This window comes from Halioglobus sp. HI00S01, assembly GCF_001635445.1.
In the GTDB taxonomy this organism is placed as follows: Bacteria; Pseudomonadota; Gammaproteobacteria; order Pseudomonadales; family Halieaceae; genus Halioglobus; species Halioglobus japonicus.
In genome coordinates this window covers 237,467-256,094 of record NZ_LWEE01000322.1, presented here as the reverse complement: position 1 = coordinate 256,094, position 18,628 = coordinate 237,467, and the positions used below count along the sequence as shown (strand labels likewise).

Sequence of the window (18,628 nt, the reverse complement as noted above, 5' to 3'; positions counted from 1 at the left end):
AGCTCAGAACCAGGGCGTGGCGGCGGCGTGATCGGGATCGCGGCCAACGCGCTGGTGCTGGATGGCACCATCAAGGCACAAGGTCAGAAGACCTACCACGATGACCTGCCAGCGGGGGCAGGCGGCAGTATCCATGTAGATGTGGGCATGTTGACCGGCGCGGGAACATTCAGCGTAGAGGGTGGCAGGAACACCTATAACTTCAGGGACACTGCACCGGCGGGCGCAGGTGGTCGNATCAGTGTCTTTGCCGACGATGTGGCGGGCTTCACAGGTGTGTACCGAACGGCCAGTGGTGTGTCATCCAGGAACACGGTCTCGGGTGCGGGTACCACGTATGTGAAGCTGAGCACGGAAGACTATGGTCACCTGCTGTCAGAGAACGGTGGTCGTGTGGCCGGAGCGGGCTCTACGCCGGTGGCTTCGGTGGGCGAACACCTGATCACGAACGTGGTGTTGGAGTCAGGTACCACCTGGCGGGTGACGGTCGAGGGCACACCCTGGGCGGCTGATGGCAACGTGGTGCAGAAGGATCTGCGGGGCATCCAGGTGGACCTGGATGTCACCAACGAGAACAACCCGCTGTACCTGATCACGGGCAATGATGGCAATAGCCTGTTGATCGAGAGTGCGGATGATCCCAGTGCCTACTTATCAGGCACGCTCGGTGGAGTTCACTTGCTGCAAACCATTGATGTCAGCGCCGGTGCCAGTGTTGATTTTGGTTTGGATGTGGTGATTTTGGCAGATCCAGCAAACTCCAATTTCAGCGATGTTATTGCAGCGCAGATAAATTAGGGCTCACAACCGGTTTTTCATAGGGACATATCCGAGGGATCCAGCCATCCCGAATGGAACGAAGGAATAGAATGACGATGTTTAAACAGTTCCGGCATGCGCTTTTCGCAGTAGCAACTCTGACCGTTTTTGTCAGTGTCGCTCAGGCTGAAACCATTACCCTGGTCGCGGACAAAGACAGTTTTTTGAGGCCGGGTGACCACAACCGGAACGAGGGTCTTAATCCGTGGTTAATGTTGGATACCGCATCGGCACGTACCGTTGTCGTGTCCTTTGACCTGACGGAAGTTGACTTGCTTCGCATTGAATCTGCGCAGTTGGTTCTCAGTATCGACCCTGCTCAGAACCTCACTAACTGGACGACGAATGGCAAGACAGTGGATGTCTATCCCCTGCAAGCGGATTGGGCAGAGGGCATTGGCCATCATGCGAGCCTTTCCCAGGCTGAGTCCACCCGCGGTACAGGACCGGGTATAACGTGGCGTTGCGCTACTGATGCCGATATATCCAACTCGGCACAAGATTGCGATATTAATTGGAAGGGGGCTTCGGAAGAGGGCACTTCGATCATTGCATCTATCGTTCACACAAATGACTCACAGGGAGATATTGCCTGGGACATTACCCAGTCCGTGAAATCGGGTGAGCATTCCTGGCGCCTTCGTAGAGAAGGCACTCGGGGTAGCGTTTGGTATTACTCAAAGGAAGGCTCTGAGGCCGCGTTTGGGAATACTGACAAAGCACCGCGATTAGTGCTGGAACTCTCAGGCGAGGCCGAGCCCGAAACAGATGTGGATGCTGATGGGATTCTGGACTCTGCAGATCTTTGTCCGGATACACCCTACGGAGTGACACCAGATAGTACTGGTTGTGCCCCAATGCAGCGGGATACGGACGAGGACGGCTATAGTGATGCTGACGATGCTTTTCCGAATGATGCAACGGAGTGGTCCGATCTAGATTTCGATGGAATTGGGGACAACAGCGATCCAGACCGCGATGGTGATGGGATCGACAATGCCCAGGACGTTTTCCCTGACGATGGGTCGGAGTATGCCGATGCTGATGGTGACGGCATCGGTGATTTTGCCGATCCCGATAGGGACGGTGATAATGTCCCGAATATCTCCGATCCCTTCCCAGAGGATCCAGAGAGAAGTTCACTACCGCTACTGACAATCGATTCACCAGCCTCTTTGGTAACACTTGGAAGCTCACCCGTTACAGTGACTGGGCAGGTTGATCCGGATGCGGTATCGCTCACGGTCAATGGCATTGAGATTCCAGTGACGGGTGGTTCCTACTCAGCTTCTGTACCGCTTGTGGAAGGTTACAACGCGATCTCATCCAGGATGGTCTTAAGTGATGGTGCCACTAAAACAGCCAGTATCTCGGTCAGCCTCGATCTGACACCGCCCTATATTACGGTCGACTCCCATGAAGATGGTGAAACGGTATACAGCGATGTAGTGGATGTCTCCGGCTTGGTGAACGATATAGTGCGAGGCACTGTGGAAGACGATCAGGCGGTTGTGACGGTAAACGGTATCTCCGCAGTTATCAGCAATCGCAGCTATGAAGCGAAGGGAGTACCGCTTGTCGTCGGCCCAAATACGGTTACCGTTCATGCGCAAGATCAGGTAGGGAATGTGTCCCAGCCACACTCTCTGACGCTCTACTACGAAGAGCCACAGGGTCCTGTGGTAGAGCTGGTGTCTGGCAACAACCAAATGTCTGAGATCGCCTCGCTACTCGCGCAACCTCTCAAGGTCAGAGTAGTCAATGCTGGCGGTGCACCGGTGGAAGGTTCCAAAGTGTATTTCCGCGTGATTCAGGGTAGTGGTCTGGTTGGTCTGGGCGCAGAACCTGACGCCCAGGCACTGGAGGCGACTACAGATGATGAAGGCGTTGCTGAGGTTCAGTTCAAGCTCGGTCGGCGCGCGGGCGCAGGTGTTCATAAGGTCAGAGCCCAGGTCGTTGGCTATGACACTGAGGTGATCTTCAGTGCCAGTGCTGCGGGAAGCCCGGGGCACACAATCGGTGTCAATAGTGGCAACAACCAGATTGGTGGCGTGTATGAGGTCCTGCCCCAGGCACTCACGGTTGTCGTTATGGATAAGGGCATGAACGTGGTCGAAGGCGCCCGGGTTCAGTTCACCGTGACGGCCGGTGGCGGTCGATTCCAGGATGCGTCGGGTGATACGCAGGTAAAGGTGCTTATTACCGACAGTGATGGCAGGGCTAGTCTCGACTGGATACTGGGTGGAGTCACCGGATTTGATCGCCAGCGTGTTGAGGCTCGGTTGCTGGATTTTGACGTAGAGGAGAGTGAGCTCCCGCCGGCTTCGGGATTTACTGCCAGTGGATTTATTGCTGGGGAACCTGGCGAAACGACGATCAGTGGAGTTGTACAGGACAATCAAGGGCAACCAATGTTCGGGGCAACGGTTTATACGACGGAAGCACCGGTCAGGCAGACTGTCGTGGATGAAAAGGGACAGTTCAAGCTCACAGAAGTGCCCGTTGGGCCTGTCCACCTGAAGATCGATGGGTCGACAGTAAATGGGGATGCAGAGTACCCGACATTGGGCACCCATATAGTGACGGTGGCCGGTATCGACAATCCGCTGCCATCGCCGGTGTATATGGTCAAACTAGACACCGACAGCGCGGTTATGGCAGGTGAACAAGATGTATTGGTCACTCACCCCGACCTTCCGGGCTTCGAGCTGGCCATCGATGCCGGGTCAGTGACGTTTCCAGACGGGAGCAAAAAGGGGCTGGTATCGATCACCCCAGTGAACTTTGACAAAGTGCCGATGCCTCCCCCCAATGGCATGCAGCCACAGTTGGTGGTGACGATTCAGCCAACCGGTGCGAAGTTTGATCCTCCAGCACCCATGACAGTACCGAATGTTGACTCACATGCTCCCGGTAGTCAGATCGAGCTTTTCTCATTCGATCACGATTTGGAAGAGTTTGTATCCATCGGCTTGGGTACAGTCACGCCTGATGGCGCCAGAATTAGGAGTAACCCAGGAGTGGGTGTTGTTAAGGCCGGCTGGCATTTTCCGCCGCCGCCTGAATTGGATTCCTTTGACTTGAAAAATGATGACCAACATGAATTTGAAGAGCGCCCGCAGATGTGTGGAGCGGGAAATGGTGCCGGTGCGGGAGGCCCAGGAGGAGGAGATTCACAAGCAGGCAACCCTACATACCTATACAACGGGAATAAGTGTCAGATAGAGCTGGATTACCTTGGTACCGGCCCCTTCCCGATCCGCATTGAGCACTTCTATAACAGCCTTCCGTCAGCGAACATTCAATGGGGTTACGGTTTCAGTCATGGATACTCTGACAGCATAGAGACCATTGAGAAGGAAGAAACCATCTATCGTTGTGGCAATATTTGCAACACATGGATTGAGAAGACGTATACGGCTTACCTGAAGCGGGCAAATGGTGATGTCATCGTATATCCCCTGGGAAGGATCTCACGCTATTTCGACGACGGTCCACCACCAATCCTTCCTACGCTAGAAGAATTTATTAGTCAGAAGAAAGGAAACACATTCGATAGCGAATTTGGTACGACCAAGTTCCTTGAGTATGTGGGCGAGGGCGATGCACATTGGGCATTTAGAGACAGAACGGGTGTTAAGGAAGAATTCGATAGTGAAGGCAGGCTAATAAAGCGCACCAACGCATTTGGTTACAGTCACCGGGTTGAACATGCGGGCAATGCTCTGACAGTCACCGACGATGCAAATAACTCAGCTACAATTGTCCTCAATGGTAACGGTCGCATGACGCAAGCGTCGATTGGCGATCTTGTTTTCAACTACGATTATGACACCAGTGATCGGCTGATCCGAGCGACCTATCCCGGCGGCAGCTACAAGAGCTACCACTATGAAGACCCTGGTAATCCACAGGCTCTTACTGGTATTACTGATGAATCTGGCGTGCGTTACGTTACCTGGAGCTATGATGAGTGGCGGCGTACTCGTACCAGTGAGAACGCGGGAGAGGCAGGGACAGTCACTATAAAACGAGAGACCAAGAACCGTGTTTCGGTGACGAATGAGCTAGAACGTAAATCTACGTATCGGTACTCGACCATTGCTAAGAAGCGATTGCTTACTGGTGTCACGCATGAGGCAACACCGAATGTGCCTGGCACAACACACAGTTATACCTATTACCCGAACGGTCTGATGGAGACCATGACCGATAAGAACGGGGTAACCACCTACTATGAGTACGATGATCGAGGTCTTGATACCAAAAGGATAGAGGCGCTGGGGACGACCGATGAGAGAACAGTGGAGACGGTGTGGGACCCTTACCATCCTCAGCGTCTTGAGGTGAGAGAGCCGGGCCGTACTACAAAGTTCAAGTACGATACATCCCGAAGACTCAGTGAGGTTTCTGTCGGAGATCGGACATGGTCCTACGCGTATAACTCCCAGGGGAGGGTTACTTCTATCGATGGCCCACGCACCGATGTCAATGACGTCAGCCTATTCGAGTACTCAGATGGAAATCTTTCACAGACCACCAATGCCCTTGGTCATACCACGCGTCTATCGGCGTATAACGACTACGGATTGCCAGGTCAGATCGTTGATGCGAACGGCGCCATCACGATGCTGGGTTATAACTCTCGCGGTTGGCTGACAAGCAGCACAATCCAGAGCCGAGATGGCGACGTTACAACTAGCTATGAATACAGTCCTCACGGGTTGATCACACGAATTACACTTCCTGATACTAGCTACCTTGGCCTTGAGTATGATGAAGCCAGGAGGCTTGTTGCGATCAGCAACAGTGTGGGAGATCGTATAGAGTATCAGTTGGATGGAATGGGTAACCGAGTTCAGGAGCAGGTCAAGAATGCGAATGGCACGGTGGTAAGTCAGGCTGTCCAGGTCTTTGATGAACTCGGGCGGCTGCTCGATGTCATCGGAGCTGGTGGCCAGACCTCTACATACTACTACGATGCGGAAGGTAGTCTAATCGGCCTCCAAAATCCACGGGGTTATAACACTAGTCATTCATATGATGCCTTGAGACGGCTGGTGGAAAGTGAAGATGCACTGGAAGGTATTACCAAGATCGAGTATGACCCAAGGGATAATATCTCTTCTGTACAGGACCCTCGTAACGTAACAACGACTTATGAATACAATGAGCACAATCAGGTAGTCCGTAGGGAAAGCCCTGACACTGGGGTGACAACCTACGCCTATGATCTGGCAGGAAACGTTATTCGAATGACCGACGCTCGGGGTGTTATTGCCCGATATACTTATGATGCTTTGAATAGACTTGCTACAGTCAGTTTTGACGGTTCGCCTGAAGAGAATCAAGTTTTTTATTACGATCAGCACAGTTTGGAGACGCAGGACGAGAGTGTATTCAATGCGGGAATTGGTCGCCTGAGCGCTATTATGGATGAGACCGGCACAACGTCTTTCCGGTATGACGACCGGGGGAACTTGCTGGAATCAAAACAAGTTATTGCAGGGCTTTCAACACAGAATTTAGTGAACACAACAACGTATGCTTATGACCCGGCAGATAACTTGTCGCGAATCACCTACCCTTCGGGAACGATAGTCTCGCTTGAGCGAGATACCCACGGTCGAATCATCGATATGGGTGCCATGTATGAAGGTGTAAATGGCGCTGTGGACCTTGATATTTTGGGTGACGTTGGATACTCAGCGTTCGGTCGCGTTAATTCGCTTGGCTATGGGAATGGACTTATCCAGTCACGTTCATTTGATGGTGACTGGCGACTGATTGGCAATACTGTCTCTTCGGTATTTGAGCAGAATTATGGCTACGATGAGAACGGCAACATCATAACAATCAATGATGGGATGGACGCGGCAAATACGGCAACGTACGACTACGATGAGCTTGACAGGGTAGCGTCTGAAGCCAATTCTGGTGGTGAACTTGGCTACAGCTATGACGCCGTGGGGAATCGTTTGAGTCAGCGGGACAATATTAATGATAATGTTGTCCAGACGCTTACATATGCTGGCACGAGCAATCGCTTGGCCAGTCAGAATGGTGTAGCCGTTGGCTACGATGGTGTCGGCAATATTATCGCCTTGGGGGGCGATAGCTGGAGTTATGGCGCCGACAACCGACTCGATAGCTATTCTTCTGGGGGGAGCGTAGTCGCACAGTACCAATACAACGCTCTCGGCCAACGCACGATAAAGCAGGACATTACTAATAACCGGTTAACACTGCTGTCATTTGATCAACAAGGTCAGATTATTGCCGAGACGACCTATGATAGCAGTGGCCATAAACAGGTCAGCCGCGACTACATCTGGTTCGACAACATGCCAGTAGCAATGATTCAGAAAGAATATGCTGCCAATGGAGATGTTTATAGCCAAAAGCCGGTGTACTTACATAGCGATCATCTGAATACGCCGCGTGCAGGCACGAATACTTCGGGTGAGCTGGTGTGGCAGTGGCGCACAGACGCCTTCGGTGGTAGTGCAGCACAATGGGTAGGAGATAGTAGTGGTATTGATGCCAAGATCAACCTGAGATTCCCTGGCCAGTATTATGATGAGGAGTCAGCCAACCACTACAACTACTTTAGGGACTACGATCCGGCCACAGGAAGATACCTACAAAGTGATCCAATTGGACTGACCGCTGGTCCAAATACCTACGCGTACGTTTCAAGTAATCCCCTCACATGGTTTGACCCATTGGGTTTGCTGCCTTCAAATTGCTTCTTAGTCAAATTAGGCCAAGAGATTGTTTCTCGTGAAAATGTATCGTATGGGCCTGAATTTGAACGTTGGTCGGTATTGATTCCGGTGCCCAACCCCCAGTGGGTTGCGTACGTGCTTCGAAAAGGCCGCGGAAAGCCTCCTGTGACAGGCCCTGTAGAGCTTATTCAAGGAACTCAGTGGGCTCGATGGGTAACGACAACAGCAATTGAAGAAATCTGGGCAAATGGCTACATGCGCTGCAAAAATGAAGGAGAGTGCGGTGAGGTAGAGTATAAAGATGAATATCATCCTCCCTGGCTGGAGAATAGTTCTGAAACGACCACTCGCCGAATTGAGAATACGAGGTTCAGCCGTTAAATGTACTTCGTCTGGATCATTCTATCGCTCTTGGTACTGCCGTTGTTCTTGTACGGTGCAGCGGCGTACTTTCTTTTGGAAGAAATACTTACCATTGAAGCAGTTGCGGCCCTTTTGTTGGTTACCTGGTTCTTTGCATACAGGGCGCTCATGTTGTTCAGAAGTGCTAGATACTTGCACTACCTACTCTCACTCCATGCAGCTCTGGTATTCGTGACTGTATTTGGACTAGTACGGGTCAATGAACCGAGCCCCCCAGATATCGCCCTCTACGTTTCCATTTTTGCGCCTATAGTTGCCCTTCTCTTTGCGTTGGCCGCGAAGAAAGTTGGGGAAACGTTCGGTATAGCAGCTATTGGTCTTTCTGCCATTGCGGTCCTCATTGCTAACGGCGTACCCGGAGATTCTATCGTTTCAGTCAAACGCTGTTTGTACATGGAAGGTGACTTACAGCATCTTCAAGGAATGCTTCAGAGTCGAGGAATCGAGATTGAAATGGTCGAAGGAAGTTGCATTACTTATCGCTCAGACGAATCGACAAGCAACGCTATTTGGACAGAATTTGCGAGTAGAAGTATAGCTGATCAACCTCCTGCTGGCAGGAGCGAATCCTGGGGAGATCAGAACAATGAGATAGCAGATATCTTATCTAGAGAGGGTGTCAATACCAGTCGCACTTACTACAACGGCGTCGAATTCATTACTTGGGAGGAGAATGACAGCTCGCAGGTGGAGGAGTTGCTCCAGTTCTCGGAGATTAAGAAAAAAATGTTCAGGGAAGCCAGGGAATCCGAACGGTAGATTACAACTACTTTAAGGATTATGACCCCAGTCTGGGAAGGTATATCCAGAGTGATCCGATAGGCTTGTCGGGAGAACTGAACACATATTCCTATGTCTATGGCAACCCATTAAGCTATACAGATCCTACAGGTGAATTTGGCTTACTGCCTGGTGCTGCTGCAGGTGGGCTAACTGACCTCGCGTTTCAACTTGTGATGAACGGGGGGCGTTTTGAGTGCGTTAGTTGGAGTCAGGTGGCAGGTTCTGCGGCTTTAGGCGCGGCTGGAGCCGGTATCGGAAGCGCCCTGCAAAAAGCCAGGAATATCCGTCAGGCATATCAGAACGGTTTGGCAGCGGGTCGCAACTCGAATCTTTCGGCACAGCAGGCGCATGCTTTGAGAAGACAATTGGGGGCCGATTTGAAGAGCCAAACTCCGCAGCCGTTCCGTGAGCTGATATACCGAAGGAATGTAGCTCAATACGGGGACAGGCTGGGGCCGGCGTTCGATCCCGTTCGGAATGCCAACGTGACTAAGACATTGACTGATACTAATGCCATAGCCGACTCGATTCTTCTGCTCCCTGGTCGTGGATTAGGCCCCGCCGGGGCAGTGGCGGGCGGACTCGCTGGGGGTTCCTCCGGTGATGCGTGTGGCTGCAATTAGCATGAGCGAGTACATTCTTAGGCCATGGCATGAGGTTGTGGCAACGGATGCTGGGCTACTTAAAATTTCCGTGAGTAAAGGTGAATACAGAGCATCAGAGGCACTTGAAAGCATCGAGTCTCAAGGCTGGTATGCCTCTTATGATGAGGGGGATTTTGTCTTTCTCAGGAATGAACGCGGTCTCTTCTGTATTGGTTGGCAAGAAAAGTTAGTTGAATTGGACCAAATAGCGCAAATCGAATGGGAATCGACCACTCGAGGGCGATCACTTGAATGCCGCGATCATCAAGGTGAATTACTGCTAAAGGTTCGGTATCGCACTTCTAAACGGTTTCTCAAAAACCCACTTAAACTGTTTGAAGAACTACTGGTCCCCGACGACGATTGGGGGCTTGCAGCAGATCTACCCAGCTTTATTCATAGTTGCATTGAAGACAACAATGTATCTGAGCAGTATGAGCTTCTCAAAAAGCGTGAAGCTAACTGAGACTGCTCGAGCGGACCAAGTTTTAGTTGAATCGGTAAAGTTCAAAGATGCCTATCCGCTATCGCTTCCAGTTGGTCGCTAGGGGCCGCCTCAGACTTATGCAAATACAGACTGAACCCACCTTGCCACCACTCAATTAGCTATATTGGTGGGCAGTCTCCAGCAGCCCAGGCAGCCAATACCGGTTTTGGTGGGCAACTTAGTCCAGCAAGGCGGGCAATTTAGTCCGGTCCATGCACCCATAGTGAGAGATGGGGTCAAAAATGTGGTGAGCCTGACTTTTCGATCAGAGTCGTATTGGTACGCATGTTTGAGAGCATTGGAACTGGGAATAAATGGCTGCAGCGATTAGAATTATTGCCACACTGATGTTCTAACAATTTTAATCGTCCTACCTCAAAGACTAGTGATTCAGCTCAAGCAGATCAATTATGGATTGTTGTTCAGATTGGTCTGTGTTTTGCTGCCAATTCTTGTCCTAGTCCATCCCAGCCCCTTACTGGCTCAGCCCAGGCTGCCGGAGCTACAGGACCAGACCACCAGATGGGGACTCGTGCATGCACATCTTCAGCGCAGAGACTCTTTAGATTCAGCTACGGAGACGCTCGGTAGTGGCGCGTGCATTCTCGACTTCAATAAAGATGGCTTTCTTGATCTCTTTCTAGTTGGTGGCAGTGGTCAGGCGAGGCCACACGGTGCCCCGAGCTGGTGGCAGGGTTCAGATAACACGCACAGACTGTATCTCAACATCCAGGGTAAACTCTTCAAAGATATAACAGAGACTTCGCTCCCCAGGCGGCCTCAATGGGGGATGGGCTGTGCTGTTACAGACATCGATAATGATGGTGACGAAGACCTGATTATTTCGGGCTTTGAAGACACCCGTATTTACAAGAATGACGCCGCGGAAAGGTTCCTAGATGTGACACCTTCGTCAGGGATAAATACTGGTGGATGGGCAACCGGAATATCGATTCTTGACGCTAATGCCGATGGGCGATCTGATATATATATTAGTAGGTTTGTGAACTACAAGAAGGGCCTAAACACACTGGAAACGGCCAGCGGATTTCGGTCCAGCATTCGCCCTGAGTTCAACATCGAACTGTATGAGCCAGCTAAAAATGTACTCTATGTTAATGATGGTAATTTTAGCTTCACAGATAAGACCGGCGAGCTTGGAATAGACGATGAGGCAGGGCGGGGATATGGAAGTTACCTGGTCAGGTCGAATAAGAGACCTAGTGATTATTTTCAACTACTCAATGGAGCGGCTAGTCCGTCTCGACCCACTGACATATTGCTCCCGGCCTCCTCACCAGAGAATCGAAGTGGCATACATACCTCTCGTGGACTGCGTCACGTGAGTCCGTTGCATGTTGCCAGATCATCACAGCACTACCTGTTTGGATCGACTCCAAGCGGAGAACCAAATCTCCTTTTCGAACAGACTGAGTCGGATGTCTCCTACGATATCTGGGACATGGGACTGGCGTCGACCAGCGATATTGGCATGTCAGGATGGGGCACGATGAGTGCCGACTTGAACTTGGACGGAAGTCAGGATTTGATCATAGGAAACGGTCTCCTGACACCGAATATCGATGCTCCGGAGATGCCTCAAGGGCAACCCAATACACTTTTTTTACATCACAAGGGGCAGTTTAGCAGAGTCCATGTCAGTGCCGAGCGACACACGTCTACACGCACCGTTGTTCGAGCAGATTTTAATAACGATGGAAAAAGCGATCTTCTTTTTACCAATAACAATTCATATCCTCAACTACTGATAAACGAAACAACTGTCATAGGTGATTGGGTCGGTATTGTTTTGCAAGCTGACGATGGACGTGATGTGTCGGCGTTGTATTCAATCACGTTTACTACTACTTCAGGAGCATACCGACGGGAATTCTACTCGGACCAATCATTCTTGGGGAGGAGCGATCCTCGCCATACCTTTCACTTACCCAAGGGCGAGAAGCTTACTTCAATCACGGTATTCGGCATTGACGGAACAGTGAATGAAATTACGAATTTTTCGCTAAATGAATACAATATCTACTCGGCGAGTGGAGAACGTCTGGAGACAGCTCCACAAGCTTCCTTGCCAACAGCCGCGCCCAATTCACTGTTGTACTTAAACCAACCTGGCTTGTACCTCTATCTGGAAATGGTGGGCATCGAAGCATTGACGCCAAGCCAACTATCTGCGTTTTATGACAATTTGGAATCGAATCCAGGTGCGCTCGAAGATCTACTCAGCAGGCTACCATCTCACCCAACATCTCGACTCCATGCAGTGCTTGATCAGGGGCTTAAGGCAACGGATTCGACGGTCGTTTCACTAGCGATTGATGTTGCAACTGAATGGGAGAGTCCCGTTCATGTGCACACTATCCTCGCATTAGTTTCAAGTGATGATCCTGAGGTTTCGTGCAGCGCCTCGACGGCTTTGCGAAAGCTGTTCATCGAGGAAGAGGCTCTACCGCATACCAAATATCAAGCCCTGCCAACACTGGTGCAGGCGTTGGACAGTGAGTCGGTACAGATACAGATATGCGCCCTGTTGGCATTGGCTGAAGCGGAGAAATATAGAGGCATTCACAAAATCCAGGATCTTGTACTGGCTGATGATGAACAGCTCGCACTGACCGCCATATATACATTAGGTCGACTCAGGCAGGGCGGGAGCATCGAGTTCTTGAAAAAACTGGAATCCCATAAGCAATTGACGACGGCAGAGTTTGTCGCCCGTGAAGACGCTGTAAGGCGGCTCTCCAGTGTCTCACAGAAACAACAGGTGTATAGCTATGAACACCTCATGTCGTTGATAGATGATCAAGAGGAAGTGACGCAACCTACTGTTGGAATAGCGTCAGCACTATCGTCAGAATCTTTCTCCAAGGATGACTCATTCATCAGAGGACTATATCAATCCAATGACGTTGGTGATCAAGCGAAACTTCTCCGCAAATTAACAAGCGGCGTATTGTCAGAGTGGGAAGCACGTTCGCTGTTGGATGGTATTGAAGACACGCCTGATGCCATCAAACGAGGGCGCGTACTGATACTGCTACTCCAACATCCGGCGCGAGCCGTTCGTCATGCTGCAATCAGGCAATCTGCTATGTACTACCCTGAAATGCCGAACCTAGAATCGAGTATGTGGTCGTTACTGGAAGGGCCGAAGTACTCGCTGGATGACAAGGTATGCTTGGCCTGGGTGTTGGGTGTTGATGATCCGGAGCGTACCCGACGGGCACTGGAATCGAGTTACGATGCCGACAACTAGACCCACAACTCTTGAGAGGGAACAACGTTATCTTGGTTTGTTAGGCTTGCTCGTCCTGATATGTATTTCATCGGGCATTAGCACGTGGATATTCGGAACACGGCAGTACATATTTCAGTTATGCATTTTCTTGCACGTGGCTTCGGGGTTGGCCGTTACCGGCCTGTTTTTCCCTTATATTGCGGCCCATTTCAGGCGAACAATAGGGGTGCGTCGAGCAGCTGTAACGCTGTCCGGTATTGTCTCGGTATCAACGTTCGTGTTGGGGGTTGCTACCGGACTGTTTCTGACCTTCTTCGGCTTCTCTGAAACCTTGCATTGGGTCCTCGATCTCCATATTGGCGCAATGTTTGCTGCACTGGTGTTAGTGATTGTACATGGCGTTCAGCATGCTCGGTCGTACACTCGTAAGCGGGCGCGTGCGTTAGAGCACAAGTGGTCCAGTACGGCGAGGCTATCGACTAAGTCACTTTTTTGGCAGCTTGCCGCGGTCCTGATACTGGTCGCTGTCGCTACGACAGTAATCGAATTGGTTAATGGAGACTTGAGTCAGGGACCAGCCGTTCCCACTTATGAGTACGTTTATGGAGACGATCCTTTTGCGCCAAGTGAGACAAAAACATATAGCGGCGATTTCATACCCGCTAGCGACCTGGTGGCCGTTGATGACTGTGTTGCCTGTCATGAGGATGTAACGAATCAGTGGTTGGCATCAGCCCATCGTCACGCCGCTGATGATCCCGCCTACGTGACAAATATTGGGCTCCTCGAGAAAACAAGAGGAATTGAGGCCACCCGTTACTGTGAGGGATGTCATGCACCCCTAGCACTGCTGTCCGGCGAGCTGACCGAGGGAGGTAAGCATGGAGGGATCGAAGGGACGTTGGCGAATGCTGAAGGTGTGGGGTGTCTTGTATGCCATCAAACCTCCGCGGTAGTTCATACGAAAGGCGTAGGCAGCTACGAAATGGGGCCAGGCTCGGCATATATGTTTTCGCGCAGTGATATCCCTCTTGCGCGCTTACTTCGTCATCAGCTGATCCGATGGTCTCCGTCAATGCACAAAGAAGAAATGTTGCCTGATCACCTCGAGACATCTGAGTTCTGTGCGACATGCCACGTTCAATTCATGGACGAGGATATGAATCACTGGGGATGGGTAAAAATGCAAGACGAATACGGCGCTTGGCTAGACGGACCGTATTCTGGCAAAAACACGGAAGAGTTTGGTGATCGTGATGTGCAGAGGTGTCAGGATTGTCATATGGCCATTGAGCCTGCTCGCGATCCCTCTGCACGCGGTGATGGGGGAGTAGCCAATCATTACTTCCCGGGTGCGAATACAATGTTGCCGCACCTTTTTGGTGATGAAGAGCATTTTCGCCGCACAGTGACTTTCCTTAGGGAGGGGCGAGTAGCGATTAGTATCGAGCCACCAAACAGGACAACAGCCAGGAGAACAGATCGCGCAATACGTGAAGAAATACGAACCAACTCTGAGCAACCCGCCTATTTCCGCGTGGGCGAGGAGGTCGATATTGATGTTTTGTTGACGAATCAATCTGTCGGGCATAACTTTCCGGCTGGAACACTCGATATCAACGAAGTGTGGGTTGAATTCGTGGTCTACGATGCACTGGGGAAAAAAGTCTACTCGAGTGGCGAAATAATTGGAGATAAACATTCGCCCTTGGCTGTCGACCCCGCTGCGGAGTTCTACCGGTCTCGACCTGTGGATCGTAAGGGCAACCTAGTATGGAAGCACGACCTATTCAATAGAGTGGGAGAGGCGGAAAAGCGATTTATACCTGCAGGTCGTTCAGATATTTTGAGCTATACCTTTTCCATTCCGGACTGGGTTGTACCGCCACTTACGATGACGGCGACTCTGAAGTACCGGAAGCTCAATGATCGGTATGCTCGTTGGGCCCTGGGTGATCTCTATGAACCGCTTCCTATTGTAGATATGGCACGCGATAGTTTCACTTTGCCTGTGATTGTGACATTGGAGACTGTACCGAACTAGCAGGACCCCGCTTCGCGCCTCTGCTTTAGCAGGTGGCAGCCCACCTTCGTATCGTGTTACCTAGGTCTACAAAGCCCTTTCTTGGCTCTCGACATAGTTTGCTCTTTTTGCCCTCGCGCTGTTTCACTTGTTTAATGGGGAAATTTCATCGTCAAGACACACCCGGAGTACGAAGCAAAATAGTATAGATTATTGCCACACATTTTGTGGAGGGTGATGAGAGTGATTCGGCTGGAACTTCCCAGATAGCTACCACCATCTAGCCTCAGACGCCCATTTGAGGAATGCGATTCTTATCTGCGCGCTTCATATATGTGACCCTCAGCACTGTGTTCGATAGGATCAACAACATTGAAGTAACTGTCACCGCATCTCAGGTAATCGTTGAAAAGCGACCGGGATAAGGTTCCGCCAAGTACTGTTTTAGGGCCGTTATAAGGAGGGACAGTTCTTCTCATGCGGCTATGCAATTGAAAATGGCCATGCGCCAGGTCCCCAATCTCCCGCTGTAGGGCGAATCCTTTTTCTCCGTATTCGAGTAGTTTTAGCTGGCAGGGTGAAAGGGCGTTGACAGCAGCTTCAAGGCAGGTGAACACTTGCGCTTGAGTCGCATGAGCTAGCAAGCCCGCCAATCTGTGTGTTGGAGCGCAGGCAGTGCCACAGTCCATGTCACGCTCAAGCAAACACTCCCTGATAAACCCCTGGCATTCATCAATCTGGACCTGCAGCACTAAGCGTTCCAGTCCCGGAGAGAGGATGGGGGGAGTTGGCCATAGAGAGTCATTTTTGGGGTAAATAAATGAGTCGCCCTCAATTGGCTCTATGAATATTCGTTCTATCCGCCACATGTCTCGCATTCTAGGCGGAGTGTCTTCGTTATTTTCTAGTATCAAGACGCTCGATTGTTCCAACTTTATCAGCAGATATCTTGTAAGCCATTCCGTCTGGGCGAAATTTGATGCCAGCACTTCACCAATAGCGAATCGAGACCCTTGGGCGGGTAGGGCCGCCTTCAGCGCACCAAGAATTAGACTGACGATTTGATTGTCGGAGTTGGAAGGCAACAAGTTGGGGGCACCAGGTACCGTTAATCAATATTCTCAGGGGCTTCAAGAGAAGAACTTGATTGACACAGCATGTCTGTCAGTTTGTAGTAGCGACAGAGCGCCTGGTGGAAAGTCAGGCCCGCTTCTCGCCTTGAAACAGCCACGCCCCCCGCGAGCACCCAGCCATCTCTTAGCCATGTCTCGATTTCACGCGAAAATTCGCAGTCTGTACCGCACGCGTAATCAGGATCAATGACTCCGCTGCTTATCACTGTGTATTCGAGAGGCATAAGAGGTAGTAGTCCTAAGTACAGGAGAATTATTAGGGCCGATATCGCAAGGTTGTGAGGCACAGAATAGCAATTGGTTATTCCAAATGCTACTTATAGTCTGTCGATATAAAGTCATCAAGCATTCACTCTCGTTGTGTGAATGCACAACAGTACAAGATGAAACTAGGCAAGGTTATTGCTAGACGGCGCAAGGCTATGGGTTTAACCAGCCAGGAGTCCCTTGCTGCTGAAGTCGGGCTCCATCGGACGTACATCGGTGCCATCGAGCGCGGAGAGCGCAATATAAGTCTGGAAAATCTTGTCTCGATCAGTGCTGCCCTTGGCCTGCCTCTATCCAGGTTGCTCGACGAGGCAGAGCATTCAGGGGTACCGGAACGCTCACACGGTGCTTCTGTCCGCGAAATCTGAGCAGTAACAAGGCATTAAGCTGCTTTACTACCGGGCTCATCTAGGTATAATTCCGCGCCTTTAATTAACTTCGCCCGACTTGTGCCCAGTATGCACCCAGTTGCATATTAGGAGGACCGCTATCAGCAAATTTCGGTCACAGGGCTGACTGGGAGGAGGCGAAGTAACTAGTTGATATTCAAAGACTTAATCCTTGAATATCTCGTGGAAGACAGGACTTTGATCATTGATTGCTCTTGATGCGTTTAGCGCGGGTCAATATAGGAGTTCAAGTCCCCCCTTCCGCACCATATTTTTGGCAGGTGCCGCCTCGGAAAAGAGGCGGGCACCACAGACTTTTCGATTTATGAGGAAATACCATGCAGGTTTCTATTGAGACGACTTCCGGCCTGGAGCGTCGCCTGACAGTTGGCGTACCCGCCGAGCGCGTTGACGCAGAAGTGGTTACCCGCCTGAAAAAGGCAGCAAAAAACGTGCGTTTGCCCGGCTTCCGCCCCGGCAAAGTGCCCATGAAGGTCATGCAGCAGCGCTTTGGTGCGGGTGTGCGCCAGGAAGTATTGGGCGAAGTCATGAGCCAGTCCTTCCAGGAAGCTGTGGTACAGGAACAACTGCGCCCTGCCGGGCAGCCCAGCATCGAGCCCAAGTCGCTCGAAGCCGGTAAAGACCTCGAGTACGTGGCGACGTTTGAAGTATTCCCCGACGTTGAAGTGGCCGAGCTCGGCGGCTTTGATGTAGAGCGCCCGGTCGCTGACGTCAAGGACGAAGACGTGAACGAGATCATCGAAGTGTTCCGCAAGCAGCAGGGCAGCTGGACTGACGTCGAGCGTCCCGCAGCGCTGGAAGACAAGGTCATCATTGATTTCGCCGGCACCAAGGACGGCGAGGCGTTTGAGGGCGGCAGCGCTGAGGGCTCTGAGCTGGAGCTGGGTTCCGGCCGTATGATCCCCGGGTTCGAGGACGGCATCGTGGGCATGTCTGCCGGCGAAGAGAAGACGCTCGAGCTGACCTTCCCCGAGGACTATCACAGCGAAGACCTGAAAGGTGCGGCAGTTGAATTCAAGGTCACTTTGCAGAACGTTCAGGAAATGTCCCCCGCCGAGCTCGATGAAGAGCTGTTCGCCAAGTACGGCGTAGAAGAGGGCGGTGAAGAGCAGTTCCGCAAGGAAGTGGGCGAGAACATGACCCGCGAACTGAAGAACGCCATCGAATCCAAGGTCAAGCAGCAGGTTATGGATGCGGTTATCGATGCTCACGATGCCCTGGAAATCCCCCAGGCGCTGATTGCTCAGGAAGTCGATGCGCTGCGCAACCAGATGTTCCAGCAGTTCGGCGGTGCCGCAGGCCAGGATCTCGACCTGAAATCCCTGCTGCCTGACGATATGTTCACCGAAAATGCCGAGAAGCGCGTCAAGCTGGGTCTGCTGCTGTCTGAGCTGATTAACAAGTTCGAGCTGAAGGCAGACGGTGACAAAGTCCGCGCCACCATTGAGGAAATGGCCTCTACCTACCAGGAGCCTGAAGAGGTGATCAACTGGTACTACTCGAACCAGGAGCAGCTGGCGACGGTTGAATCTAAAGTTCTTGAAGACCAGGTGGTTGAAAAACTCCTCGAGAGTGCCAAGATAGTGGATAAGGAGTGCAGTTATCAGGAAGCAATCGCACCTGCCGAGCAGGGCGAAGAGGAAGCCTGATACCGT

Annotated in this window: 9 protein-coding genes; 8 read left to right on the top strand and 1 reads right to left on the bottom strand. The window is 51.4% G+C overall.

Annotated features, from left to right (window positions below; genetic code table 11):
• Window positions 1-875: 875 nt before the first annotated feature.
• From A3709_RS20795 to A3709_RS20770, 6 genes are all read left to right on the top strand, one after another.
• Complete coding sequence (locus tag A3709_RS20795; RefSeq protein ID WP_197484328.1) at window positions 876-7,928, top strand: RHS repeat-associated core domain-containing protein; 7,053 nt, start codon at window positions 876-878, stop codon at window positions 7,926-7,928.
• Window positions 7,929-8,729 (top strand): hypothetical protein, encoded by an 801-nt coding sequence (locus A3709_RS20790; protein WP_066059308.1) that lies wholly within the window; start codon window positions 7,929-7,931, stop codon window positions 8,727-8,729.
• Window positions 8,717-9,376: an RHS repeat-associated core domain-containing protein gene (locus A3709_RS22865; protein WP_082850277.1), complete on the top strand. Its 660-nt coding sequence runs from the start codon at window positions 8,717-8,719 to the stop codon at window positions 9,374-9,376. The genes A3709_RS20790 and A3709_RS22865 overlap by 13 nt, the downstream gene beginning before the upstream one ends.
• Window position 9,377: 1 nt before the next feature.
• Window positions 9,378-9,863, top strand: coding sequence for a hypothetical protein (locus tag A3709_RS20780; RefSeq protein ID WP_066059296.1), 486 nt, complete (start codon window positions 9,378-9,380; stop codon window positions 9,861-9,863).
• A gap of 406 nt (window positions 9,864-10,269) precedes the next feature.
• The gene (locus A3709_RS20775) at window positions 10,270-13,158 is read left to right on the top strand and encodes an FG-GAP-like repeat-containing protein (RefSeq protein ID WP_066059294.1); all 2,889 of its coding nucleotides are present in this window, start codon (window positions 10,270-10,272) and stop codon (window positions 13,156-13,158) included.
• The gene (locus A3709_RS20770; protein WP_066059291.1) at window positions 13,145-15,184 is read left to right on the top strand and encodes a multiheme c-type cytochrome; all 2,040 of its coding nucleotides are present in this window, start codon (window positions 13,145-13,147) and stop codon (window positions 15,182-15,184) included. The genes A3709_RS20775 and A3709_RS20770 overlap by 14 nt, the downstream gene beginning before the upstream one ends.
• Before the next feature lie 293 nt (window positions 15,185-15,477).
• Here the strand turns inward: A3709_RS20770 and A3709_RS20765 are convergent, their stop codons facing one another.
• Window positions 15,478-16,251, bottom strand: a complete 774-nt coding sequence (locus A3709_RS20765) for a hypothetical protein (RefSeq protein WP_066059289.1) — start codon at window positions 16,249-16,251, stop codon at window positions 15,478-15,480.
• Window positions 16,252-16,679: 428 nt separating this feature from the next.
• Here A3709_RS20765 and A3709_RS20760 point away from each other — a divergent pair, with 428 nt between their 5' ends.
• The gene (locus A3709_RS20760) at window positions 16,680-16,931 is read left to right on the top strand and encodes a helix-turn-helix domain-containing protein (RefSeq protein ID WP_066059286.1); all 252 of its coding nucleotides are present in this window, start codon (window positions 16,680-16,682) and stop codon (window positions 16,929-16,931) included.
• A gap of 359 nt (window positions 16,932-17,290) precedes the next feature.
• On the top strand, window positions 17,291-18,622 hold the full coding sequence (gene tig, locus A3709_RS20755) for a trigger factor (RefSeq protein ID WP_066059283.1): 1,332 nt from the start codon (window positions 17,291-17,293) through the stop codon (window positions 18,620-18,622).
• Window positions 18,623-18,628 lie beyond the last annotated feature (6 nt).